General features: G+C 39.9%; 24 protein-coding genes. 22 read left to right on the forward strand and 2 right to left on the reverse strand.

The genetic code is table 11. The features are described from left to right. Positions 1-30 precede the first annotated feature (30 nt). The gene (locus IEW05_RS08580) at positions 31-1,596 is read right to left on the reverse strand and encodes a histidine kinase N-terminal 7TM domain-containing diguanylate cyclase (protein WP_188537730.1); all 1,566 of its coding nucleotides are present in this window, start codon (positions 1,594-1,596) and stop codon (positions 31-33) included. Between the two features lie 737 nt (positions 1,597-2,333). Here IEW05_RS08580 and IEW05_RS08585 point away from each other — a divergent pair. The 12 genes from IEW05_RS08585 to IEW05_RS08640 all read left to right on the forward strand — a co-directional run bounded on the left by IEW05_RS08585 (position 2,334) and on the right by IEW05_RS08640 (position 10,879). Beyond that, positions 2,334-2,576 (forward strand): hypothetical protein, encoded by a 243-nt coding sequence (locus IEW05_RS08585; RefSeq protein WP_229753305.1) that lies wholly within the window; start codon positions 2,334-2,336, stop codon positions 2,574-2,576. Between the two features lie 360 nt (positions 2,577-2,936). Next, positions 2,937-3,494, forward strand: coding sequence for a GNAT family N-acetyltransferase (locus IEW05_RS08590; protein ID WP_188537731.1), 558 nt, complete (start codon positions 2,937-2,939; stop codon positions 3,492-3,494). A 127-nt stretch (positions 3,495-3,621) separates the two neighbouring features. Next, on the forward strand, positions 3,622-4,557 hold the full coding sequence (locus IEW05_RS08595) for a P-loop NTPase family protein (protein WP_188537733.1): 936 nt from the start codon (positions 3,622-3,624) through the stop codon (positions 4,555-4,557). A gap of 192 nt (positions 4,558-4,749) precedes the next feature. Beyond that, positions 4,750-5,145, forward strand: a complete 396-nt coding sequence (locus tag IEW05_RS08600) for a hypothetical protein (protein WP_188537735.1) — start codon at positions 4,750-4,752, stop codon at positions 5,143-5,145. A 213-nt stretch (positions 5,146-5,358) separates the two neighbouring features. Further along, a complete protein-coding gene (locus IEW05_RS08605) occupies positions 5,359-5,811 on the forward strand; it encodes a VOC family protein (protein ID WP_188537737.1) in 453 nt (150 codons plus the stop codon). Between the two features lie 289 nt (positions 5,812-6,100). Then, a complete protein-coding gene (locus IEW05_RS08610; RefSeq protein WP_188537739.1) occupies positions 6,101-6,592 on the forward strand; it encodes a hypothetical protein in 492 nt (163 codons plus the stop codon). Positions 6,593-6,725: 133 nt separating this feature from the next. Continuing rightward, positions 6,726-7,283, forward strand: a complete 558-nt coding sequence (locus tag IEW05_RS08615; protein ID WP_188537741.1) for a GNAT family N-acetyltransferase — start codon at positions 6,726-6,728, stop codon at positions 7,281-7,283. A 113-nt stretch (positions 7,284-7,396) separates the two neighbouring features. Next, positions 7,397-7,903, forward strand: coding sequence for a DUF4188 domain-containing protein (locus IEW05_RS08620; protein ID WP_188537744.1), 507 nt, complete (start codon positions 7,397-7,399; stop codon positions 7,901-7,903). A 251-nt stretch (positions 7,904-8,154) separates the two neighbouring features. Next, positions 8,155-8,664, forward strand: a complete 510-nt coding sequence (locus IEW05_RS08625) for an AAA family ATPase (protein ID WP_188537746.1) — start codon at positions 8,155-8,157, stop codon at positions 8,662-8,664. Between the two features lie 331 nt (positions 8,665-8,995). Further along, positions 8,996-9,856 carry an EamA family transporter gene (locus tag IEW05_RS08630; protein WP_188537748.1) on the forward strand — a complete coding sequence of 287 codons (861 nt, stop codon included), beginning with the start codon at positions 8,996-8,998 and terminating at the stop codon, positions 9,854-9,856. Positions 9,857-9,980: 124 nt separating this feature from the next. Next, entirely contained in the window at positions 9,981-10,307 is a 327-nt protein-coding gene (locus tag IEW05_RS08635; RefSeq protein WP_188537750.1) for an ArsR/SmtB family transcription factor, read from the forward strand. 65 nt (positions 10,308-10,372) lie between these two features. Continuing rightward, the gene (locus IEW05_RS08640) at positions 10,373-10,879 is read left to right on the forward strand and encodes an SRPBCC domain-containing protein (protein WP_188540785.1); all 507 of its coding nucleotides are present in this window, start codon (positions 10,373-10,375) and stop codon (positions 10,877-10,879) included. Between the two features lie 167 nt (positions 10,880-11,046). Here IEW05_RS08640 and IEW05_RS08645 read toward each other — a convergent pair whose 3' ends face one another. Next, a complete protein-coding gene (locus tag IEW05_RS08645; RefSeq protein WP_229753425.1) occupies positions 11,047-11,688 on the reverse strand; it encodes a glycoside hydrolase family 16 protein in 642 nt (213 codons plus the stop codon). Here IEW05_RS08645 and IEW05_RS25925 point away from each other — a divergent pair. From IEW05_RS25925 to IEW05_RS08690, 10 genes are all read left to right on the forward strand, one after another. After that, on the forward strand, positions 11,641-11,763 hold the full coding sequence (locus IEW05_RS25925) for a hypothetical protein (RefSeq protein ID WP_268238751.1): 123 nt from the start codon (positions 11,641-11,643) through the stop codon (positions 11,761-11,763). The genes IEW05_RS08645 and IEW05_RS25925 overlap by 48 nt on opposite strands. A 177-nt stretch (positions 11,764-11,940) precedes the next feature. Further along, the gene (locus IEW05_RS08650) at positions 11,941-12,861 is read left to right on the forward strand and encodes an ABC transporter permease (protein ID WP_188537754.1); all 921 of its coding nucleotides are present in this window, start codon (positions 11,941-11,943) and stop codon (positions 12,859-12,861) included. A gap of 18 nt (positions 12,862-12,879) precedes the next feature. After that, positions 12,880-13,764 carry a carbohydrate ABC transporter permease gene (locus IEW05_RS08655; RefSeq protein WP_188537756.1) on the forward strand — a complete coding sequence of 295 codons (885 nt, stop codon included), beginning with the start codon at positions 12,880-12,882 and terminating at the stop codon, positions 13,762-13,764. Between the two features lie 91 nt (positions 13,765-13,855). Next, positions 13,856-15,523, forward strand: coding sequence for an extracellular solute-binding protein (locus tag IEW05_RS08660; protein ID WP_188537758.1), 1,668 nt, complete (start codon positions 13,856-13,858; stop codon positions 15,521-15,523). A 140-nt stretch (positions 15,524-15,663) separates the two neighbouring features. After that, positions 15,664-17,502 (forward strand): sensor histidine kinase, encoded by a 1,839-nt coding sequence (locus IEW05_RS08665; protein ID WP_188537759.1) that lies wholly within the window; start codon positions 15,664-15,666, stop codon positions 17,500-17,502. Positions 17,503-17,505: 3 nt separating this feature from the next. Further along, positions 17,506-19,077: a response regulator gene (locus IEW05_RS08670; protein ID WP_188537761.1), complete on the forward strand. Its 1,572-nt coding sequence runs from the start codon at positions 17,506-17,508 to the stop codon at positions 19,075-19,077. A gap of 266 nt (positions 19,078-19,343) precedes the next feature. Further along, positions 19,344-19,742 (forward strand): hypothetical protein, encoded by a 399-nt coding sequence (locus tag IEW05_RS08675; RefSeq protein WP_188537764.1) that lies wholly within the window; start codon positions 19,344-19,346, stop codon positions 19,740-19,742. A 524-nt stretch (positions 19,743-20,266) separates the two neighbouring features. After that, positions 20,267-21,286 (forward strand): 3-oxoacyl-[acyl-carrier-protein] synthase III C-terminal domain-containing protein, encoded by a 1,020-nt coding sequence (locus tag IEW05_RS08680; protein WP_188537766.1) that lies wholly within the window; start codon positions 20,267-20,269, stop codon positions 21,284-21,286. Between the two features lie 125 nt (positions 21,287-21,411). Beyond that, positions 21,412-21,816 (forward strand): hypothetical protein, encoded by a 405-nt coding sequence (locus tag IEW05_RS08685; protein ID WP_188537768.1) that lies wholly within the window; start codon positions 21,412-21,414, stop codon positions 21,814-21,816. A gap of 481 nt (positions 21,817-22,297) precedes the next feature. Beyond that, positions 22,298-23,227 (forward strand): VanW family protein, encoded by a 930-nt coding sequence (locus IEW05_RS08690; protein ID WP_188540786.1) that lies wholly within the window; start codon positions 22,298-22,300, stop codon positions 23,225-23,227. The last annotated feature ends 69 nt before the right edge of the window (positions 23,228-23,296 follow it).

Here is a 23,296-nt window from a genome sequence, read left to right on the forward strand (position 1 = left end):
CATTAGTGACTTTATTGATTACAAACTGTACTATTCCACAAAATTGAATTTTTCAGTAAAAACCTGTACTTGATTTCGACCAGCTCTTTTGGCAGCATAAAGTGCTTCATCAGCCTTTCGAAGAAGTTGATAGATTGTTTCATCCATAGCTCCTGTTGTTACAGATACTCCAAAACTGGAGGTAACCAGTACAACTTGTTCATTTTTAACTAGAGGCTTTTGTTCGATGCAAAATCTTAGATGATTAGCGAATTTTTCCCCTTCTACTAGTGTAAAACCAGTTAAAGCGAGTACAAATTCTTCACCACCATATCTAGCAAACAGCATATGTTCTCTCAGCTCAGCCTTACATATTTGAGCCACATGTACTAGTACTTGATCTCCGATTTGATGTCCATAAGTGTCATTCACTTGTTTGAAAAAATCAATATCAAATAGAATAATCGTATAGGATGACAAATTACTTTTTGCTTTCATTAAACTTTGCTCACTTTGCTGGAAAAAGGCACGACGATTGAATATTTGTGTTAGCTCATCATAATAGGCTTGGTGCTCTAACTTTTGTTGTAATGTATGTAGCTCTGTTATATCCGTAAATATAATTAGAAAGCCAGAGTTATTATTTGATTGCTGAAGTTTAGAAATACGTAGTTGATAAATATAACCAGCTTGATGAATCGTAGTATTCAATTTATCTGATATCGTATCTAGTTGAACAGGAAATGATTGACCCGTTAGCATATACCAAACTTGATCAAATGGTTTCCCTATCATGGATCGGTCCAATTTACTAAACATATCTTTACAAGCTTGATTATCTTCGATTAATTGATAGGTACCATTAAGTACAATAACACCATCACTCATATTATTAAAAATGGTATCCTTCGCAATTGGCATAATGGATAACATTCGAGAAGAAGTAATAGACCAGAGGTACAAAACAGAAGAAAACCATATAACCATGGGTACAGGATCGATACCATCGGGTGTCACTCCAATGAATAATAAAAATGCAGTCACTATTGGAAGCAATTGACCACAGATGAGGGCCAATAATTGAGGTTTATATACACTAACCGTTTCCTTCCAGCGTGAAAGCAACAATAATAACGCAGCAAACATACAGCAAAAAATGTAAATATTATGTACAGCAAACCATGTCCCATGTTCAATTTTACTAAATGGAACCCCAAGTACCGAATGTATATCATATACTCTATAGTAAAAATGATGGAATTCATTTGTTACATTGATTATTAAAGTAAGAAAAGGAAATGCAAGTAAAGCGATTGTTCTTTTTCTTTCTAATTTATAACCTAAATATTGCATGACAAACAATAATCCTAACGGGGGGAAAAACGGCAACCCTACATATTGTACAATATTCCAAAATCTAAGTTGTTCTAACGAAGTGGATGTTAAGCTAAAGGCATAACCAAAGCAATAAATCAAGGAAGCTAATGTATACCACATGAACAATTTCGCGATATTTGTATAATAATGCCTCTTCCAATAAGTATAGACTAGTATAGACAAGTTCAATACAACCGAAGTGCAAACTAATGTTATATATGCCTCTAGTTTCGGTTCCAATAGTTTTACCCTCTTTCATATCATCTGTCTATATCATATTAACATTATTAAAAAAAAAGTTAATGTATTCCATGAAATATGTACAGAATTCGATCCACATCACTATAGTAACTATTATTATACAGAGCATATTCAGTTATTAATTTATACTATACTTTGCTCCTGATCACTTAAGAAATCATTTTCATAAGCCTCTTGTTTGTAAGGCGTTTGCAGAAGCCAACCACAAATGCATATAGCCCATCCTCTGTAAACAGTTGCAGCTTATATACATATACAAATGTAAGAAAAAAACTTTAGCCAAGCCCACAACTAGTCCGCATATTTGGACAATAAGTACAGAAAGAACTTTTGGACAGTTAATAAATTGCTTGAGGATGTTGCTAAATCAAACGAGAGAATTTACATTCTATACGGAGGAAATGATCTAAGGGCTATCTTCCTAACGCCTGAAATGTATCAATAATATCTAGGACAGATTTAATCGAAAAGAAAGTGAAACCAATACTACTTCCCAGGTATCTCTAAGAAAGATTGCCGAAGTAATGAAAGTACAAAACATAATATCAAGGGATTTCTACTTATCTTCATTCTTATTTGAACAAAATAAAAAGGGTGAAATGTGTGATAAGAAAAGGCTATTTCATTGACAAAGAAAAAAAAGGATTTATAACGATGAATTAATAGTTTCTAGTAAAATTTACGCTGATTATCCTTCGTTACAGGAACTTGGACAAATGATTTTTAATGGTGAGGTAGAAGAAATATTTATCTGTAACTATCAAACAGGAGAAAAATGCGAATTAGAGCTTTTATCAATCAATGATGTTAAGGCTGATTGGAATTCAAAGTATGAAAAAAATATAAACTTTGACGATGAAGCATATTTAGATGATTTCCCTAATGGATATTGCTTTTTTGTTGAGCTTTGGGAAAGCGAAAAAGGAATTCCAATTTTGGTGTTATTCTATTGTCATTAAAAGTTCCATTAGTTTGGTAGCAGTACAAGAGGACAAGGACTTCGTATAACACAATATTTGCGCTTCGGGCCATTCGGCCCTCGGTCCGACCGAGGGTTTTCGAGGAAGCGGCTAGCAGCCGGACACATCCATCCCCCTAAGATAAGAGCTATCTAAAGGGAATGGACGTCGCGAATACAAGAACGTTATCGGAAATCAGCGAAAACCATAAAATTCTCTATCAGGTATTGATTATCTACATTATAGATATATTTCAGATAACAGGAAGATTGGTTTTAGAATCTGTAGTACTATATCTGTATATAGGGTGTTTTAATTGTCAACATCGTAGTGAATTTACAATAAAAAAGGATGATTAGTATGAATTCAGGGTTCACATTTGTTGAATTTCCCTGTTTTAAGTCAGAGCGTTTTACATTAAGGAAAGAAGAAGCGAACGATCGCTATGATATTTACGAGCTCTATTCAAAAGAAGATGTAGTTAAATATATGCCATTTACACCATTTACTTCTGTTGAGGATGCAATTAATGAAATGAATTGGTATCAGAAAATTTTCAAGGAACAATCTGGTTTACGGTGGATGATTGAAGATAGTGAGTCCAAAAAAGTGATTGGAACATGTGGATTTTTGAACTACGAGAAGATACATAATCGTATAGAAATTGGTTATGATTTAACTCCTGACTTTTGGGGAAAAGGTATCATGACAGAGGTAGTGAAATGTATCATGGATTTTGGCTTTTTGACCATGAAGCTAAATAAAATTGAAGCGAAAGTCGAACCGGGGAATGAGGCGTCGATCCGTTTGATGTTTAAGCTCGGTTTCCACAAAGAAGGTGTCTTAAGGCAACATGAGTTCGAAAAAGGGAAGTATATTGATCTTGCTATCTTCTCTAAATTGAAAAGCGAGTATTAATCTCTTATTTTTATGGAACCAGCATCACATTTAGCCGAAAAGGGATTCACCTTGAGTCTCTTGAACGTCAGGAATGCGGATACGTTAGCTGAAATTCGGTTAAACCTATTATTCGAGGGAGGACTCAATGAAGAAAATAGTATTTGTCGAAGGAGTCCCTGGATCTGGGAAATCGACAATGGCTCGGTTTTTAGCAAACCAATTTGAAAGGAATAGCCACACATGTAGTTTATTTTTTGAGACTACGTATAACCATCCAATTATTCATTCTGTATCATTCGATGATTACAATATGTTTATTGAATCATATTTAGAAAGATGGAATAAGTTCCTTTTAAATCAATGTGATAGCGATGTTGTTGTGATGGAATCTGCATTATTTCAAAATCCTATTGTTCACTTGTTACATAAAGATGTTGATCGAAATATAATCAAATCTTTAATTGTTAATGTAAGCAAGCTTTTTAGAGAAGTGGATTGTAAATTGATTTATTTTTATCAAGAAAATGCTGAAGCCGCAATTCATAAGATGATTGACATTAGAGGCAAAGAAGAATTTTTACTAAGGAAACATAATGAGTATAAACATGAGAAGTATTTCATAAATCGGATGGAGCTGGGCGTGAAATCACATATTACTTTTTTTCTTGATTATGCTGCACTTGCTAATGAAATTGTCAAAGAAGTGTCTCTCGAAACAATAACTATAGAAAATTCAAAAGGAAATTATTCGTTATATGAGCAGCAATTAATCAATGAATTTGATTTGGAATATATTCCTGATCCTTATGTGGATATAACTATACTTAAGAATTATTCAGGAACATACTACAATCAGGATTTAAACTTCGGTTTAAATGTTGAACTGATAGATGATCACTTGTTTATATTTGGAGATAAAAAGTTGTTGCCAAAAAATAATAGTCAATTCTATCTAAATGACATGAGTGTGATTGCAAACTTTATTAAAGAAGACGATGAAGTCAATCGAGTAGTTATAACTGAGAAGGACATGTATGCAAATAGAAATGAAAATGGAACCCATTTCGAAAGAATTTCATAGGAGAACCGAACTTCAGCTAACACCGAATTCACTCTACGGAACTATCGCCCCTTGGTTGACAGGTGTATAATCATGGAAGAAGTTCAGACAACAAATGACCCAGCCTAAGATAAGAGCTATCTAAGGCTGGGTCATTTCGTGAATATAAGAAGGTTAGCTGAAATACCATTATACTCTGAAAGGACAAAGAGGATGAAGACAAAAACATCTCTTCAGATATTATTATTTATTTCTCTATTAATGACTTTTATTACTTTCATTAAAGGATTTGTAAATACAGTGCTAGAAAGACCTAATTGGCTAGTCGCATTACAATTATCGCCAATCCCAATATTTATGTTTGCTGCAGTAGTGATTTCTCTGGATCTGGTTAAGAAAGATTATGTAACTCTTAAAGGGCGTTTAAAATCTAAGGTACGGAATAAAATTGTAGTTAAAGTTAATAGCGATGTGGATAGAAAATTTACTGTTAAGAATGATCTGATGAACGACATAAGTGAAGATAACGACATTGAAATTCAATATTATAAGAGAACAAAAGCAGTAATAAGTATAAAGAGTATAAATTCAGAAGCAAGAGAATTTTGAGGGCTAATCCATTGAAGTATGGTACATCAGCTAACACCGTATTCACGCTGCGGGACAGAAGGCCCGCGTCCCGCGAGAAGTGATTGACAGGGAAGTGTATTCATTGGATTCATCGGACACATCTGCACCGACTAACCACCGGCCGTTCGCTTCGCTCACTTAATAATATTGAATATGATCAGGTAAAAAATTTGTACACGAGGAGATAAAACTATGACAAAAAACAAATTACTAAGAATGGACAATGTAGGCATCGTTGTAGAATCACTTGATAACGCAATCTCTTTCTTCGAGGAGATTGGCTTGAGCCTCGAAGGGCGAGCCCATGTTGAAGGTGAATGGGCTGGTCGTGTAACCGGACTAGGTTCTCAATGCGTAGAGATTGCTATGATGGTTACCCCAGATGGCCATAGCCGACTTGAACTTTCGAGATTTCTCACCCCACCTACTATATCAGATCACCGGACTGCTCCTGTAAACTCCCTCGGTTATCTACGTGTCATGTTTACAGTTCAAGACATTGACGAAATGGTATCCAGACTCAGTAAATATGGTGCTCAACTCGTTGGCGAAGTGGTTCAGTACGAGGACTCGTATCGGCTCTGCTACATTCGTGGAATTGAAGGACTTCTAATCGGTTTGGCGGAACAACTCGATAACAAATAAGTAAGTGACGGTTTATAGAATGACTTTACTGAAATATACATTAATAGAGTAAAAATAGAAACAGTAAGGCAGTGTAAAAGTAACTCGAAGTAGTTGAGTACGTCATATAACACCGTATTCACGCGGTGGGCTGACCGAAGTAAAGAAGCTAGGAAGCATATTCAGCCGGACAAATCCTGCGAGACTAAATCTTCGACCCGGTTACCGTTTGTCGCCTAAGCCTCTCTGGGGTTCGTGAATACAACAACGTTATATGCAATCGATCAAATTCTGAAAGAGGAGTAAACATGTGAAGAATAAACCTCTTCGATTAATACTAATTTGTTCATTGGTATTCAATATTATATTAATTTATTTAACCTTGGATTATCGAACAAAGATAAACACAGTGAATGAATCAACTTTTCTACCTATTTTAAGCTCTAATTTAGATTCTTTGCCGAAAATAATATTAAATAATATAGACAATAAATTGAATGGTGAAATAATCATATCTAATGGAATAGATAATACACTGAATACATTAGGTCATTTTATTTTAATTGGAGAAGATACAGGTTGGTTATCTGATAAAGATAAAAGCGAATTATGGTCTTTATATAAGTTTATTGATAGTGCTCCTAGAAAGAGGGAGGTTTCAGATGGTAGATTTTCAGAAATTGAAAAAACGGATTTAATCAAAATCGCTAAAATACTTAATGAAATAAATTGGACAAACATAAAGGGATTTAATAGATTTTTAAATGCTACGTATGAAGTCCTGGGTAACTCAGAGAAGTGAATTCAGCTCACAACCTTGCGAGGTTAAGTCCATCGGACCCGGTCGACTGCGCTCCCTTAAGCCTCTCGGGTTCGTAGATACATTAATGTTATCTGAAAGAACAGTAAGAAAATATTAATAAGGTGGAGATTACTTGAACATAACATCATTATTTGAAAACATCCCAAATTTTGAAACCAACAGATTAGTCTTACGCAAACTAGAAGTTTCAGATGCCGAAGACTATTATAATGTTTTATCAGACCCAGAAACAATTAAACATACAAGATGGGATTTATTCAATACTGTGGATGATTCGATGGCGTACTTAATGTATCTTGAACAGAAATATCAAAGTAGGCAAGCTTTTCACTGGGGAATAATAGAGAAGGATTCACAGAAGTTAATAGGTAGAGTAGCATTCATTAGCTTTGATGAAGAAAACGATAGGACAGAAATTGGCTACGTTTTATCAAAACACTATTGGAGTAAAGGATTTATATCTGAAGCAATCCAGGAACTAATAAAATATGGCTTCAATGAACTTGGAGTGAACCGAATTGAAGCTAGATGTAATGAAGATAATATTGGATCTGAAAGGGTAATGCAAAAAGTCGGCATGAAATTTGAGGGAATACTAAGAGAACAACTCAAAATGAAAGGGAATTACAAAAATCAGAAACATTATTCATTAATCAGAAGCGATTTGTAAGTATATCGAAGAAGTTTATATGAAGATAAAAACCCATGGTATTTTTCTAAAGCAGTATTAGGTATGCAATTATAATTAACCCTATTTTGCCAAAAATAAAAGGAGTGACTTATGTGGCGAAAGTAATTCCAGGTAGATATGCAGCCGAAATAGAAGGTCCATTTGTTGTATTTATTATTGGAATGAGAATAAATCGTTTTTTTGCTTTTCACAAATGGATTCCTGTGGCAAAAGCAATGGGGCCAATGGTCAAAGAGCTATACCAGAATCCTGAGATTGGATTTATTAGTACAGAGTTTTTTTTGAATTGGAGAGGAATTACATTATTACAATATTGGAGAAGTTACGAGCAACTAGAGAAGTATGCACGGGGAGGGATTCATCTTGATGCATGGAAGAAATTTAATAAATCTGTTGGTACAGATGGGACAGTAGGTATTTATCATGAGACATATATGATTCATCCTGGACAGTATGAATGTATTTATGGAAACATGCCCAAATTTGGCTTGGCTAAAGCCGGAACGCATATTCAAGCAGTTGGAAACATGGAGACATCGAGAAGAAGAATGGGTGGAGATAATAATCCTGCGGTCCCAACCCCTGTGAATCCAAAGTAGTTTATTAAACATTATTTGAAAGTAGTAATGTGGGGCATATGACAAGTTAACGCCGTATCTACGCTGAGACTACTGACTGAGCTTCGGTCTGCAAGAGGCGATTCAAGAAGGCGAATTAGCTCATAACCCTGCGAGGCTAAGTCCCGTTGGACCCAGTCGCTTACGCTCCTTTAAGCCTCACGGGTTCGTAGATACAACAACGATAGATGAAATCGGAGCAATATTTTATTAAAAGCTATTCTGGAGGAAGAATGAAAAAAGTGTTAGTCATTGGTTGCCCCGGATCTGGCAAGTCAACTTTTTCTTCAAGACTTAGCAAAGAATCAAACATACCTGTAATTCATTTGGATTCATTTTACTGGAAACCGGGATGGATCAGTTGTAGTAATCAGGAGTTTGATCAAATACTTAGGGATTTATTACTTCAAGAAACATATATCATGGATGGGAACTATTCAAGGACAATAGATTACAGAATATCTTTCGTGGATACTGTTTACTTTTTTGATTTTTCACGATATCTATGTCTTTATCGGGTAATAAAAAGGAGAATTTTGAATCATGGTAAATCCAGAGAATATATGGGGAAGGATTGTCCGGAAAGTATTGACTATGAATTTATTAAGTCCGTATGGAATTTTAGGAAAAATCAACGAATGCAAATAATTAATGTATTAGATAAGTACAAGAAAAGTAAGAATATTGTTGTTTTCAGAAAGCCGAAAGAAGTAATTAACTATTTTAAAAGCTTTTCCAAGTAAATCGAAGATCTGTAATCATCTAACATCGTTAACCCAAATTAATGAACAATATAAAATTTCTGAGAATATGACATATGGAGAAGTTTTTACATTACTAGGCAATGAATAAGATATAGGATGGACGTCGCGAATACAACAACGTTATAGGAAGTCGGCGTGATTGAAAAAGGACCATAAAAAAGTTCTCATCTATCGTGCAATAATCCAGGAGTTGAATTGAGTTTAGGTGTATTAGGAATCCAAAATGATGAGGAATACACTCAAGAATGAGTTTTGATTCAGTAGGCTTAGGTTACTTTCGGTCTTATTAGTAGAATAGGAGTAAAATGAAATGTGGGTATTATTTGCATTTAGTTCTGCACTCTTTGCTGGGATCACAGCGATCTTAGCGAAAATAGGGATTAAAAATACGGATTCAAATGTAGCAACGGCTATTCGAACCATTGTTATATTGATTTTTTCATGGTTAATGGTATTTGTAGTAGGTTCTTTTGACAATATTACAGCGGTGAGCACCAAGACACTTATTTTCCTTGTGTTATCGGGAATGGCAACAGGAGGTTCCTGGCTTTGCTATTTCAAAGCTCTTCAATTGGGAGATGTTAATAAAGTAACCCCCATTGATAAATCGAGTACGGTGCTGACTATGATTTTGGCATTTATCATTCTAGGTGAAACATTAACCGTAATCAAGGTTTTGGGAATGGTAGCTATCGGAGTTGGTACCTATTTAATGATCACAAAAAAAGAAGTTGCGAAAAAAGCTGTTAAGGCAAAGGGATGGATGTTCTATGCGATCCTATCAGCTGTATTTGCAAGCTTAACTTCTATTCTTGGCAAGATTGGAATTGAAGGCGTAGAGTCCAATCTTGGAACAGCGATTCGAACGATAGTGGTTCTTTTTATGGCATGGATTGTTGTATTTGCAACGAAGAAACAGGACGAAGTCAAACAAATAGATAAGAAGAGCTGGTTATTTATTTGTCTCTCTGGAATCACGACGGGACTTTCGTGGTTGTGTTATTATAAAGCACTCCAAGATGGAGAGGCGAGTATCGTAGTCCCCATTGATAAACTGAGCATTTTAGTTACGATTATGTTTTCATATTTGTTCCTAAAAGAAAAATTAACAAAAAAATCTTTCTTAGGTTTGATTGTAATTGTAGCAGGTACAGTAACACTGTTGATATAAAAATCGTCCTCAATATTCCTTTGCGGGAATATTCCCTTTGTGGTATATTTAGTTTAGCAAGAATACAACCTACAAACACTGAACGAAGTACGTGTATTATTTCATCAAGAAACGGATGATAACAATGAATACTAACGTCATGAGTGCTTTGGCAGAGCCTAACCGTATGCAAATAGTTGAGCTTTTGCTGGAATGTCCGCTCACCGTTGGAGAAATCGCAGAACGGCTGCAACTACGCCAGCCGCAAGTATCCAAGCATTTACGTGTTCTAAGTGAGGCAGGGATCGTGGAGGCCAAAGTAGACGCGAATCGACGGATCTATAGGTTGCGACCGGACCCTTTTCTAGAGTTGAACGATTGGCTTGAGCGCTATCGCGTTATCTGGGAGAATCGGTTCGACCGACTGGATGACTATTTGCAGAAGGTCCAGGACAAGGAAAAACGTAGCTGAACGCTGCATCAGGTCTAATTGGACCAAGAAATGAAATCGAGGAGGAAGTTAAAGTGACAAATCAAATGGTTTCCAAGGTTGAGGGCAATGTGCTTATTTTAGAGCGTGAATTCAATGCCCCTCGTGAACTTGTTTTCCAAGCATTCACGCAAGCAGAACATCTAAAGCAATGGTGGGGGCCGAGAGGCTGGACGATTCCGGTATGCCATGTTGATTTTCGTGAAGGCGGGGTTTGGCATTATTGCATGAAGTGCGAGGACAAGAACTTGGGAGAATTCTATGGTATGGAATCATGGGGTAAGGCAGTTTACCATGAAATCGTCGTGCCGGAGAAGATTGTGTATGTGGATTATTTCTCTGATGCGGAGGGTAACGTGGCGGAGGATATGCCGCAAACGCTCGTGACGCTGACCTTCGTTGAGACGGATACGGGAACAAAGATAATTAACCGTGGTGAATATGCTACACCTGAAGGGTTAAAACAGGTGATGGATATGGGCATGCTGCAGGGCATCACAGAAACATGGGATAGACTAGTTGAGCATTTGGAGTCGATCCAGAAGGACATTTAAGGGAATAATTCGAAACTAAACGGGATCACTTGAAAAATCATTCTCTCAGTTCGTCAATAGAGTTTCATTAGAAAAAGGCTGCCCATAAAGGCGGCCTTTTAGTTTGTGCTATTATTAATAGGATTAAGTACACGATATGAGTACTAAAAATCCCCGAGTTATTCCATTTACGATTGATACAGCCATATCCCTGAGACCGTCATTATCGCCGGCAATGCAGCTTCATCCACTGCGACATTGTCATACCATCCGCCCACGGCAAGGTTGAGCACCAGATAAAAGGGCTCGTCAAAGGGTGTTATGCCCGGTTGAAGACTACGCTCGGCGAAGCAATGTCCATCTACCAGCCACCTTATGGAGTTGGCATCCCATTCCAATGCGTAATCATGGAATTCGTTAATTGTTCCGTTTTCAAGTTGATAGGAGAACTCATCGGTGATTTTATGGTCCCAATCCTTCCCGTAATGCAGCGTTCCAGAGATATGCTGAGGTAGACGCCCTTTAGCTTCCATGATATCGATTTCGCCGGAAGCGGGCCAAGGACCGTAAGCCTGTTCCTGCGGGAGTAACCAGATGGCAGGCCATACGCCCTGTCCTACCGGACACTTTGCACGTACGATTAGCTTACCGTAGCAAAAGGAAAGGTGGTCCTTTGTGTCCAAACGAGCCGAGGTATAGGCAAAAACCCGCCCGTCCTGTTCGATAGTCTCGCGACGCGCGCATAGGTTTAAGCCAAATTCATCGATATACAGGTTATTAGCATGATCCGTATAAAACTGCTGTTCTCCGTTGCCCCAACCCGGGCATATAGGCTTACCATTGTTATCAAGCAAGTCGTTGCCAAGACGAATGTTCCATTCGCTCAAATCGGTTTGGCTATTTAAAAAATTCTGCTCCCATAAAAGCTTGTTCATTCTTTGCACACTCCTTTCATTTAATCACAGCATACTTAATTCTAGCGCCCGGTCAACCAAATCTAAAAAATTGGGATAGGGTCAAAAATCATGGCCTTTTTTTTCTATACCTATTTTCATACGATGAAAAGGAAGGAGGTATAGAAAATGTTCCAAAATAGGACAGGACAAATAAAGACATTTTTTAGACAATGGCAATTGCAAAGCATGGTAATCCCAGGCATTATCTGGATGATTATTTTCTGTTATCTCCCCATGCTTTGGTTGATCATTGCATTTATGGACTTCAGCATCGCGAGGCCCATGCTGGAATCACCCTTTGTGGGACTGAAACATTTTCAGGCCTTTTTGACAGATGACCGGTTTTGGCGCTCGATCCGCAATACCTTGGGGATGAGCAGTATCAAGCTGGTGCTAGGTTTTCCAATCCCTATCTTATTTGCCTTGATGCTTAATGAAATAAGAAGCATTCGATTTAAGCGTACGGTACAAACCATTTCGTACCTACCGCACTTTATTGCCTGGACGATATTTGGCGGCATCATGCTCAATTGGCTGGGCGAGGGTGGTATGATCAACCAATTGATGATGGCACTTGGACTCCAGGAGCGAGAAATTCTGTTTAATAGCGAACCTTCATACTTTTGGTGGATTACCTATTTCTCCGATACGCTAAAAGAAACCGGTTGGGGTGCCATCATTTACATAGCTGCAATGGCCGGTATTGATCCGGGGTTATACGAAGCTGCGGAGCTTGATGGAGCAAATCGCTGGAAGCGTATGTGGCATATTACCATTCAGAGCATTCGTCCAACCATCGCCATTTTGTTTATCCTCGCGGTCAGCGGGATACTCGGCAGTAACTTTGAGCAAATCTTTATGTTGAAGAACAACATGAACCTGAAGATGGCGGAAAGTTTAGATTTGTATATCTATAACATGGGCTTGGTATCTGGGCGCCACTCCTTCTCAACTGCCGTTCTGTTTGCTCGCTCCATTGTGGCACTAGGGTTGTTGTTTCTGGCTAATTACACATCCAAAAAGCTTACGGGCGATAGCATTTATTAAAAGGGGGAGGGCAGAACCATGGATAGACGCAGAAGATTTCAACGCATCGGATTATTTGAAGTGTGTAATACCCTGCTGATGTTGGCGGTTTGCTTTATAACGCTGTACCCGATGTGGTTTGTACTCGTAAACTCGCTCAATTCGCCACAGCAGGCCATGCTGGGAACGGTCAATTGGTTTCCAAAGGAATTATCGCTAGCTAGTTACAGTGTTGTGTTAAATGATAAAAGTCTGATGCACGGTTTTTACATAACCACGCTACGTACGGTGATTGCGACAGTGGTGCATGTGTTGTTTACCGCCATTGTGGCATACGGATTGAGCAAGTCCAATCTGGTTGGCCGCAAGGTGTATCTCAAAATCGCCTTGATTACGATGTTATTTTCAGGCGGGTTGATTCCCACTTTTATCCTAATGACAAAGCTGGGCCTATACAATAATTTTTGGGTATTCATCATTCCTGCCATGTACAGCTTTTTCAATATGGTTATATTCATGAGTTTCTTTCGTACCATCCCCGACAGCCTGGAGGAATCTGCGAAGGTAGATGGCGCTTCGGATTATGGCGTCTTGTTCAGGATTGTATTACCCAATAGCATGGCCGTAATTGCCACCATAGCGCTATTCTCAGCCGTCTATAATTGGAATGATTATTACCAGGGCGTAATTTACATCCGCTCGCAAGACCTGTTGCCGATGCAAACAATTCTATACAAAATCATTGCGGAGAACTCCATGTCTTTCATGCAACAGCAAGCTATGGCACAATTCGGCGCAAGACTACCTGGTAACTCTATCAAGTTTGCATCCATGATGGTGGCCACGTTACCTATTCTGGTGTTCTATCCCTTTATTCAGCGCTATCTGGTCAAAGGCGTGATGATTGGTGCTATTAAAGGGTAAGTGTTATACGATTCTCTTAGCTATCGTTTAGAGAAACGTATGAGACGTATATACAAAAATACAGCAGTAGCAAAGAAAGGATGATCATGCAATGAAACGTAACTTCATCAAGCAAGGCATGGCCATAGTTCTAGCAGGAATCCTGACGCTAGGGTTGGTCGCGTGTAACAGTTCTAGTTCTGTAAGTGAAACTAAACCTACCTCAGAGCCTGCGGATAGTACGCAGCAACCGACGAGTGAATTAACACTGAACCCAGATGAGCCTGCATGGAAGCTGGATACCAGTCCTGTGGACTTAACATGGTTCGTAGGCGCAAACTGGTATGCCCACACCTGGGGGGAAAGTTTGACCTCCAAGTATGTAACGGAAAAAACAGGCGTCAACATCAAACTTGAAGTGCCCTCGGGCGAAGCAAATGAGCATATTACCCTGATGATGACCTCAGGAGAGTTGCCGGATTTGATTTCGATGGGCTCGTGGGAAACCGCTGTCAAAAAGTTGTGGGAAGGCGACCATGTGTATGCCTTGAATGAATTGGCTGAAAAGTATGATCCCTATTTCTTCAAGGTGGCGGGTGACGGTACACTGAAATGGTATCGTCAAGAAAATGGCAATACTTATGGCGTTCCGAATGATTCTTACAGCCCCAACCTGATGCATGAAACTGGCATGACAGCCGCCAACCAAACCTTTTTAGTAAGAAAAGATCTGTATGAGGATATGGGCAAACCGGACTTAAGCACCCCAGAGGGCTTTCTGGGTGCACTACAATTATTAAAGGATAAGTATTCCGAATATAAGGGCCAGCCTATCAGCCCCTTCTTTGCACAGGGGAATGTTCCTTACGGGATGACCGAGTACCTGCATAATCTACTGGCTGTTCCATATGAAAAGGACGGCAAAGTATACGATCGCTTTACCGATCCGGATTACATCACCTGGCTGAAAACCTTCCGCACTGCTTATGAGCGTGGGCTGATTAATGTAGATTTTCTAGTGGATTCTGATAGTCAAGTAGAGGAAAAAACGAATAACGCCCGTTATTTTATGCAGATTCGCGAGTGGACTGGCATGACTGCTGTCAACCCTTTACTAGCCGCGAGTGGTAACCCAGATTCTTACTACATCGCAGTGGATGGACCGCAGAACAGCAAAGGTGATAGCGCCAAACTGTTCCCCGGCAACATGGACGGCTGGATGGTTACGATGATTAGCAAATCTACCAAAAACCCTGAACGAGCAATGCGCTTTTTGACCTATCTGGCCAGTGAAGAAGGCCAAAGGGATCTATTCCTTGGCAAAGAAGGCGAAACGTGGGACATGGTGGATGGCAAGCCGCAGTTGAATGCTGAAATGATAAAACTGTCAGAAACCGATATTGAGAAGATGGAAAAGGAATACGGTATCATGGATACCTACTGGATGATGAGAAACCCTGTAATCATCAATCAGTGGAGACCAGAGAAAGCTCCTGTCATTAAGCAAATGGAGGAATTCTCTAATCTACAGGCCGATATTGACAGCGGCCTTTACAAAGGCTTAGATCCACTAGGTGATTCTGAAGTGGCGGTAGCCTGGTCACGTATTTCTCAAAATTGGGAGGAAGTGATGCCGGAGCTGATTACCGCGAAGGATGAAGCGACTTTTGATAAAATATTTGAGAGTTTCCTTGATCGCCGGGAAAATTACGGCTTTGACAAGGTGATGGAATACCGCCAAACCGAACTGGATGTTCGAAAAGCTAAAATGGCGGAATAATGCCCATATCATGATTGATACCGGCTACCGACAGGGTGGCCGGTATTATCTACTTTTCTTACAAGTTAACAATAACGCCTAGCTACCTATCAGCCGGTTTTCTAAATATGATATATTACAGAGGTGGGGAGGGCATTTAAATGAAATATCTGCTAGGAAAAATAAGGAAGCACTACCGCAATGCCCGCATATCTCAAAAGTTGTTTCTAGCTTTTAGCATAATGATTGTCATACCTGCCATTTTGGTATCCTTTTTATTTATCCGCATGCAGGAAACCCAACTATATAAAGACGCTATGGCCACCGGCAGCAGTCATGTCTCACGGTTGAACGAACAGCTACGCAGCAGAATGGATATACTTGAAAACGCTTCATCTACCGCGCTGACTCAAAAGTCATTTGTAGATTTTATTCATACTAATATGCGTGGGGATGGCCTACGTCTCGTTAAATTTAGGCAAAATCAGTTTGAGCAGATGCATAATATCATCCAAAGCCATGAGATGATTAGTGAGCTCAGCTTTTATGTCGATAACCCAAACCTTTATGAAATCTGGCCCGAGATTTACCATTATGACAAGTTTTGGCCTCAGGATTACTGGTCAACCCTTCGAGATGAAGGCGGTGCTGCATTCCGTTTATTTGCTTTTAAAGACGGTGAGCATACGCTATCCTACTATCGTCTGGTACGCCTTCAGGGGCAGCAACAGAAACTCCCTACTATTATGGAAGTTCGATCACAACACAGCATGTTTTTCAGTGACTTGCTTCAGGAGAGCGGGGGAGACTTCTTTTCTGTTGTGATGGACGGAACGAATCCCTCCCGATCTGTATATAATCCACAGCATGTGTTTTCTAAAAATGCAGGAGAGGAACTGGACGAGATCCTTGGCAATATACATAGGCAGCTTGATGTGCTGAATCAGAATAGCCCTATTAAGGTGCATGTAGGAGATCAAACTTACTACGCGCTGTACCGCTATATCGCTCCACTTAACGCTTATGTGGTGGATATTGCTTCTCATCAAGCGCTGATGCAGGGTCCGCGAAGCTGGTATGCAATTGTGGTAGCGATTACATTGTTCGTGCTACTGCTGATCATGCTGCTGGTATCACACACCACCCAGCGCATTTTTCGCCGGTTAGACAGCGTGTTATCATCTATGCGTCAGGTAAGGAAAGGCCAACTGGATGCAAAGATTGTTACCGGCCTTGATGAAAACGAAACCGGTGACGAAATCGACGAAGTGGCCATCAACTACAATAAAATGCTGGACGAAATCAAACGATTGATGACGCAGGTGGTGGATAAGCAGTTGATTGCCAAAAACGCACAGCTGCACTCGCTGCATTCGCAGATCAATTCACACTTTTTGTATAACGCGCTGGAATCTATTCGTATGCAAGCGGAGGTTCAACATCAGCCCGCTATCGCCGGTGCATTGGTATCGCTAGGTTCGCAGCTTCGCTATAGCATGCAGTGGCGTAGCGATACTGTTGCCCTCAGTGAGGAGCTTGCCAACATACAAAGCTATATTCAATTCATCAACTTTATGGAAGGTGGCAGCATTGTATTGAAGGCGGATCTCCCCCCAGAGGTACTTAGCTATACCATTCCTAAAATGTGCTTGCAGCCCATCGTTGAAAATTCCGTTCATCACGCGGCGCCTTCGGGCGGCAGTGTACGCATACAAATTACCGTAAGGGTGGAGGATGACAGCTTGCTGCTGATCGAGATATTTGATAACGGCGCGGGTGTCGACCCGGAATTGCTGACCAGTTTGCAGGCTGTACTGCGAGGCGATTCGGATACACCGATCGTAGCCAGCAAGAACGGACTAGGCCTGGAAAACGTACATAAACGCCTGCAACTTCATTATGGTAAAGGCTGCGGTCTTTGGATTGACAGTGTGCAGGGATCCTATACCTGTGTAACCTTACGGTTGCCTTGGGAAAATGTGAATCTTGGAGGATGGTAGGACATGATAAATATTCTGGTTGTTGACGATCAAAAGCACATACGCGATGGACTTCAGGCCATGCTACGTCAATTTCCTCTTCAGCTTGACAACATTTACTGTGCCACCGGTGGGATCGAGGCGTTACAAATATTGCGTCAACACAGCATTCAGCTGGTGATTACCGATATCATGATGCCGGATATGGATGGACTTACGCTAATGGCACAAACCAAAGAAGAACGCATCAAGGTGGATTACCTGATTATCAGCGGATATAGCGATTTCTCCTATGCCCAAAAAGCCATTGGGCTTGGAGCAAAGGGCTACCTGCTCAAGCCTGTGAAGCGGGAGGATCTGCAATCCGCGGTAGAGCATGTATGGCAGGAGATAAGGACAAGGCAGGTACTCTCGCTTAATATGGAGCATATATCCCGTCGCGCTCAGGAGACAGACCGCAAAGAACTGTGTATGTTTATGCAGGGCGCGGTGAACGATGAGGCGTGGATACGCCAAACCCAGCAGCAAAATCCAGAGCTATGGCAAGGCTACCGCCTATGCCTGCTGCGGGAGGAACTAAGGATTAACCAACCAGGGGTTAGTAATGCCCATGGCATGGAATCCATTGCCTACCAGGTATATGGCAGGCAGGGGTGTATTTGCCTACAACATCGCCCGTACCTGATTCTCGCAGTTGATGCAGTCATAGACACAGAAGCTTTGCCTACCGCACTTAAAGCAGGACAAATAGATGCCATCACTGCCATGACCGAACCACAGCAAGGATTAATGGGGCTGCCCGGCAGCTATACACAAGTGTTAGAGCTGTACCGCCACAGTTACTTGTTTCCAGAAAAGCGCTGTGTTCTGCGGGAGCATACCCAACGGCTGGAGCGGCAGTGGGAACTTCCCCATGAGAAGCTATATGCTCTTTTCCAGTTAATTGGCACCAAAAACAGCGGGCAACTCATTCAAGAAATTTCCATGCTTTTCCACAAAAATGTGCTGCAGCGCTATCACATCCAATACACTGAGCAGCTATGCCGCGCCATGGTGCAGATGCTAGAGGAATATGAACGTGTGATCCGCCCCTATATGGGGGAAGAGGCGCTGGATATAGATTGTTTGCGAAATCTTTTCGATTATCCGGGGATTCGCGAATATATTCAAGCGCTACAACAACAGGTGCTTCGACTGAATCAATTTTATTATGAATATAAGTGCAGCTATCGCAACTCGCAGGACTTGAATGAAGCCATCCGCTTTATACACGAAAGTTATCATAAACCGCTAGACCTTGCGATGGTATCCAACCATGTGTCGCTTAATTACGCCTATTTTTCAAACTTGTTCAAGAAGAATGTCGGCAAAGGATTTACTGAATACTTACGCGATGTGCGCCTGGATAAAGCTCGGCGACTGCTGTCCGAAACCGATCATAAAATAGTCGAGGTGGCCGCAATGGTAGGGTATGAGAGTTATAAAAGTTTTACACGAGCATTTCGGGATGTGATGGACATGCAGCCCACTGAGTATCGGCAGATGATGCGGCGGAAGCAAGAAAGAGAGGGGAAATACCGAGAGACAGCGTTATAAATTGGGCGATACAGCGGTTAATGCAAATCAATCTTTAGAGACCAATAATGTGGATGAGAGCATATTGATTCTAAGATCTATTGCAAATATATATAGGGAGTCTAAACACTATATGATCTTGAGAGTATTTCAAGGTAACTTCGTCTGCTTGTTTAGAACTTGCGTCCAATGCAACTTTTGAGCCACTTGCTCCGTCGATGCTACAGAAGGGTGTTCTTTTATCCAAAATTCACCTTACCTAAACCCTGCTTTAAAAGGAGGAAACAATGAAGAATTTAAAAATGAGTCTTTTCTTAATACAACTCCTTTTCATTCTAATTCTAGTTGGGTGTAAGACAAATGATTTAGATATAATCCAAATTAACAGTACTTCTAATCCAGCAGCTGAAGAAATCTTAACTGGAAATCCTAATGCAAATATATTTATGTACTCGGATATTATATACAACGCGGGAGTTTCATGGGTGGATGAATTAGAGCTTACTAAAGATCAATTCATGTTAGAAATAGTTAAGAACGCTGATCATGGAAAAGATTTTGTTAATGGTACAGCAAATAAATTAAAGGTTGAAACAAAAATATATAGCGTGAAAGAACGAGGGGATATATTAATTGCCGAGACCAATGATGGAGATATAAGATTTTATAAATTAGTAGAAGGTTGAAACTCCCGACGGGACTATCGCTGTTTATAATATTACTATTGGAAGTAACGAAGATTAACTTCATTAACTTTTAGGATTCAAGTCGATTTAAATGAAGAATCAAAAGAAAAATATAAACTTCCAAAATGACTTTTTCACAAAAAATTCTTATTTTGAATTTATTTCTCTCATTCATTCTATTAAAAGTAGTATTATGCCGATAAGTAGCTGCCATGATATAATGGCGGCTTTTTGTTAGCTCTAAACTACCAGACATTTACTCCCATGCTTTTCTTTAATTATATGAAATAGTAATTTGACGAATAATTACAAAAAAGATATTCTTGTATTGAGGAGGGATGCTTCCAGAAATAAACAATTAAAAGACAGCATATGACCCGTTTTGACAAAAAACTATCTGAGTACAGAATTTATCGGCAGTCGAAAGCGTAAACTTGCTCCCACAATGTTTCTTAATTATTATCAAGATTACTACATAGTATTGGGAAAATAGAGATGCTATAACATCAGGAGGAAATTTGAATATGACTGAAGCTCACGATAACAACAAAGAAATTCAAGGTATTGCTAAAGGGGTCAAAATTAACACTGTTGCTTTCTATCAACCAGATCATAAGGTTGATAATCAATACTATATCGACCGTTACGATGGTTTAGGTGTCGATGTTCGAGGACTCATTGAATCTCTCGGTAAAGATATTCGATATATTATTGATAACGAAGATGAGAATGCTGTAACTATGGCTATTATTGCTGCTAAATCTGCTCTGGATAAGGCAGGGCTCCTTGCTGAAGATATTGATATGATTCTTTTCGTATCTCAAACTCCTGAGTATCTTATTCCTACAAACGCTCTTAAGATTCACGCTGCTATCGGTGGTAAGCTTACCACATCTTGCTTCGACTTAAACGGTAACTGCGCTGGCATTCTTGTTGCCGTCGAACAAGCATGCAGAAATATTATCGCTAACAAATATGTTAATCGTGTACTTGTTGTAGGAGCCGACTACATCTCAACTCATAGTTTAGGAGAACCTATCTTCGATTGTAACTTTGCTGATTCAGCTCTTGCTGTTATTGTTGAGCGAGCAGAAGGAACCGGGTTCATCGATTCTGAATATCAAACAGACACATCTGTAATTGATAATGCATTATTCCCTGCAAATGGGCTTTCTAGCTGGGGTAAACCTGAGGATGGCCCTCGGATGAAGTTTGAACCGTTCGATACTAGCGCACCTGTGAAAGTCGCTGTAGCTTCAATCGAAAGGTTGCTAGAACGTAACGGACTGACAAAAGATGATGTAGCCAGTTACTATTTATCTCAATTCGCTCCTGGTAACATCGAAGGTGTTATCGAAGGGTTGGGTGTCGATAAGAATAAAGCTCTCTATATTGGTGACAAATACGGATACACTTCGACTAACAGTCCCTTCACCGCACTGTACGAGGCTATTGAAACTGGTAAAGTTTCACGTGGCGACTATATTGTCATGTGGACTGTCGGTGCAGGTTGGCAGAACGTGAGCCTTCTGTTCCAGTATTAATAGAATTAATTACTTCATTTAATTAGGTATTAGTCTTCCACACATTTTGTACAACGTGTGAGGGGATTTTTATATTGCAGTATATTATCATCACAAACAATCAAAAATTTCGGAGGTAATCAATCATGATGACAACAGTTTTTACAACAGACAGTGCTACAGTATCATGGAATGAGAAAGCTAAGGCGGTTCACGTTGAATTCAACACTTTTGTACATAGTCAAGAACTACGTGACATCTGTGATAAAGCTATGGAGCTTCAGGAACAAAAGGGAGCACAGCGAATGATTTCTGACAATCGCAAACTTACTGTTATCAGTCAAGAAGATCAACAATGGATCAGTACTGTACATAATCAACGTATTCAGGATTCCGGCATCAAATTTGTAGCTATCGTTCTGCCAGAGAAGACCATTGGAAAAATCAGCATGAAGCGCGTAGTTGCTTCTTCAGTAGCATTTGACGACATCCAAACTGTCTTTGAATCCTTCGAAAGTGTTGAAGAGGCTGAAGATTGGTTGAATTCCTAAAGTAATCTAAAAAGTAAGGGACCGTTTGTTGTCAAACGGCCCTTACTTTCTCAAGTATATAACTATGCACTATATAGTGGTTGCATTAATCCCTTATACTATAAGGGATTTTTTTGTTTTTACTACTTTTTTTACATGAAAGTGTCATTTCAGGAGATCGGATATAACCGGAGACACCCACCCAGCTCGTTAGAAGTAAACGAAGTTGAATGGATCTTTGATTTGGATATATCTTTCCTCAAAAAGTAAGATTTATTACCTGTGGGTATCAGTATTTACATATAAGGTTCAAGAGATGCAGGTCTAGCACAGCAAGAGAATAAAATAGCACCCTGATATTGAATGAATATCCAGAAATATAATCATAATAGCAGGATGAACAGAGCGAATCGAGAAGCACAGGTTCGAAATAGAAGTGCATTGTTCAAAAGTCAAAAGATGATCATAATGAAACGAGTGATGATGCTTGAAATGGACATCCATGGCTTATCTCCTGCTTATACTTTTGCAAAACCACGATGGTGACAAGGTTATTAATGATAAACTTAGTGTCACCCAAGAGGGGAAAATCATTTCCACGATCAACCGAAATGCCCACACCTTTCCCGTGTTTCCTTTGCTTGATATAGACAAATATGACAAGTGGGTAAACGAATTGGATCGGAAAACATACAGGGAAGCAACCAATGCCCGAATTAACAACAACGAACAAATCGTGTCCGGGCAAAATGGATTCAAACTTAACCGCATAGAGTTTTTGAAACGATACTATGAATATCTCTACGGCATCGGTCCGGCATCGGTCGAAGTCCCCATGTACCCGGTATATCCCGAGGTGGATGCGGAGCTTCTTGCTTCGCTACGATCTAAACAGATCAGCAATTATGTGACTTATTACAACTCCAGTAACAAAGACCGTTCCCATAATATTGCTTTAGCGGCCAAAGCGATTAATAGCACTGTAATTTTTCCGGGAGAAACCTTTTCATTTAACCAGGTGGTCGGAATCCGAACGACGGGGAAAGGATATAGACGGGCGAGTGTAATCGTGCGGGGCGAATTATCCGAAGGTGTAGGCGGAGGCATCTGCCAAGTATCTTCAACATTATTTAACGCGGTCGATCGGGCCGGTCTAAATATATTGAAACGGTATTCCCACAGCCGTCATGTGACTTATGTTCCTCCGGGTAGGGACGCGACAGTTAGCTGGGGCGGTCCGGACTTTGTATTTAAAAATGCATATAACCAGCCGATTTTAATTCGGGCGTTTGCAGGTGGAGGAAGTATGTCTGTTACCCTATTTTCCTCTGATGTGATTGAATTCTCCTCTAGAAAGGTACCGAGTATGTCAAATCGGCTTCCAGAAGAAATCAATGACCCTTCTCCAAAACCTGCTAACGTTAAAGAGTAAGGGGTTCCTTTTTCTCCTTTTCTCCAAATTCTATTTATAGCTCCAGTACAAGTCTCTTGGGCTGAATGT

The organism is Paenibacillus segetis, from assembly GCF_014639155.1.
In the GTDB taxonomy this organism is placed as follows: Bacteria; Bacillota; Bacilli; order Paenibacillales; family Paenibacillaceae; genus Fontibacillus; species Fontibacillus segetis.

Excerpts from the sequence above, each read along its gene's own strand:
- IEW05_RS08585 (WP_229753305.1), top strand. The coding sequence starts at position 2,334 with ATGATTTTTAATGGTGAGGTAGAAGAAATATTTATCTGTAACTATCAA.
- IEW05_RS08590 (WP_188537731.1), top strand. The coding sequence starts at position 2,937 with ATGAATTCAGGGTTCACATTTGTTGAATTTCCCTGTTTTAAGTCAGAG.
- IEW05_RS08595 (WP_188537733.1), top strand. The coding sequence starts at position 3,622 with ATGAAGAAAATAGTATTTGTCGAAGGAGTCCCTGGATCTGGGAAATCG.
- IEW05_RS08600 (WP_188537735.1), top strand. The coding sequence starts at position 4,750 with ATGAAGACAAAAACATCTCTTCAGATATTATTATTTATTTCTCTATTA.
- IEW05_RS08605 (WP_188537737.1), top strand. The coding sequence starts at position 5,359 with ATGACAAAAAACAAATTACTAAGAATGGACAATGTAGGCATCGTTGTA.
- IEW05_RS08625 (WP_188537746.1), top strand. The coding sequence starts at position 8,155 with ATGAAAAAAGTGTTAGTCATTGGTTGCCCCGGATCTGGCAAGTCAACT.
- IEW05_RS08630 (WP_188537748.1), top strand. The coding sequence starts at position 8,996 with ATGTGGGTATTATTTGCATTTAGTTCTGCACTCTTTGCTGGGATCACA.
- IEW05_RS08635 (WP_188537750.1), top strand. The coding sequence starts at position 9,981 with ATGAATACTAACGTCATGAGTGCTTTGGCAGAGCCTAACCGTATGCAA.
- IEW05_RS08640 (WP_188540785.1), top strand. The coding sequence starts at position 10,373 with ATGGTTTCCAAGGTTGAGGGCAATGTGCTTATTTTAGAGCGTGAATTC.
- IEW05_RS25925 (WP_268238751.1), top strand. The coding sequence starts at position 11,641 with ATGATCCGTATAAAACTGCTGTTCTCCGTTGCCCCAACCCGGGCATAT.
- IEW05_RS08650 (WP_188537754.1), top strand. The coding sequence starts at position 11,941 with ATGTTCCAAAATAGGACAGGACAAATAAAGACATTTTTTAGACAATGG.
- IEW05_RS08655 (WP_188537756.1), top strand. The coding sequence starts at position 12,880 with ATGGATAGACGCAGAAGATTTCAACGCATCGGATTATTTGAAGTGTGT.
- IEW05_RS08660 (WP_188537758.1), top strand. The coding sequence starts at position 13,856 with ATGAAACGTAACTTCATCAAGCAAGGCATGGCCATAGTTCTAGCAGGA.
- IEW05_RS08665 (WP_188537759.1), top strand. The coding sequence starts at position 15,664 with ATGAAATATCTGCTAGGAAAAATAAGGAAGCACTACCGCAATGCCCGC.
- IEW05_RS08670 (WP_188537761.1), top strand. The coding sequence starts at position 17,506 with ATGATAAATATTCTGGTTGTTGACGATCAAAAGCACATACGCGATGGA.
- IEW05_RS08675 (WP_188537764.1), top strand. The coding sequence starts at position 19,344 with ATGAAGAATTTAAAAATGAGTCTTTTCTTAATACAACTCCTTTTCATT.
- IEW05_RS08680 (WP_188537766.1), top strand. The coding sequence starts at position 20,267 with ATGACTGAAGCTCACGATAACAACAAAGAAATTCAAGGTATTGCTAAA.
- IEW05_RS08685 (WP_188537768.1), top strand. The coding sequence starts at position 21,412 with ATGATGACAACAGTTTTTACAACAGACAGTGCTACAGTATCATGGAAT.
- IEW05_RS08690 (WP_188540786.1), top strand. The coding sequence starts at position 22,298 with ATGGCTTATCTCCTGCTTATACTTTTGCAAAACCACGATGGTGACAAG.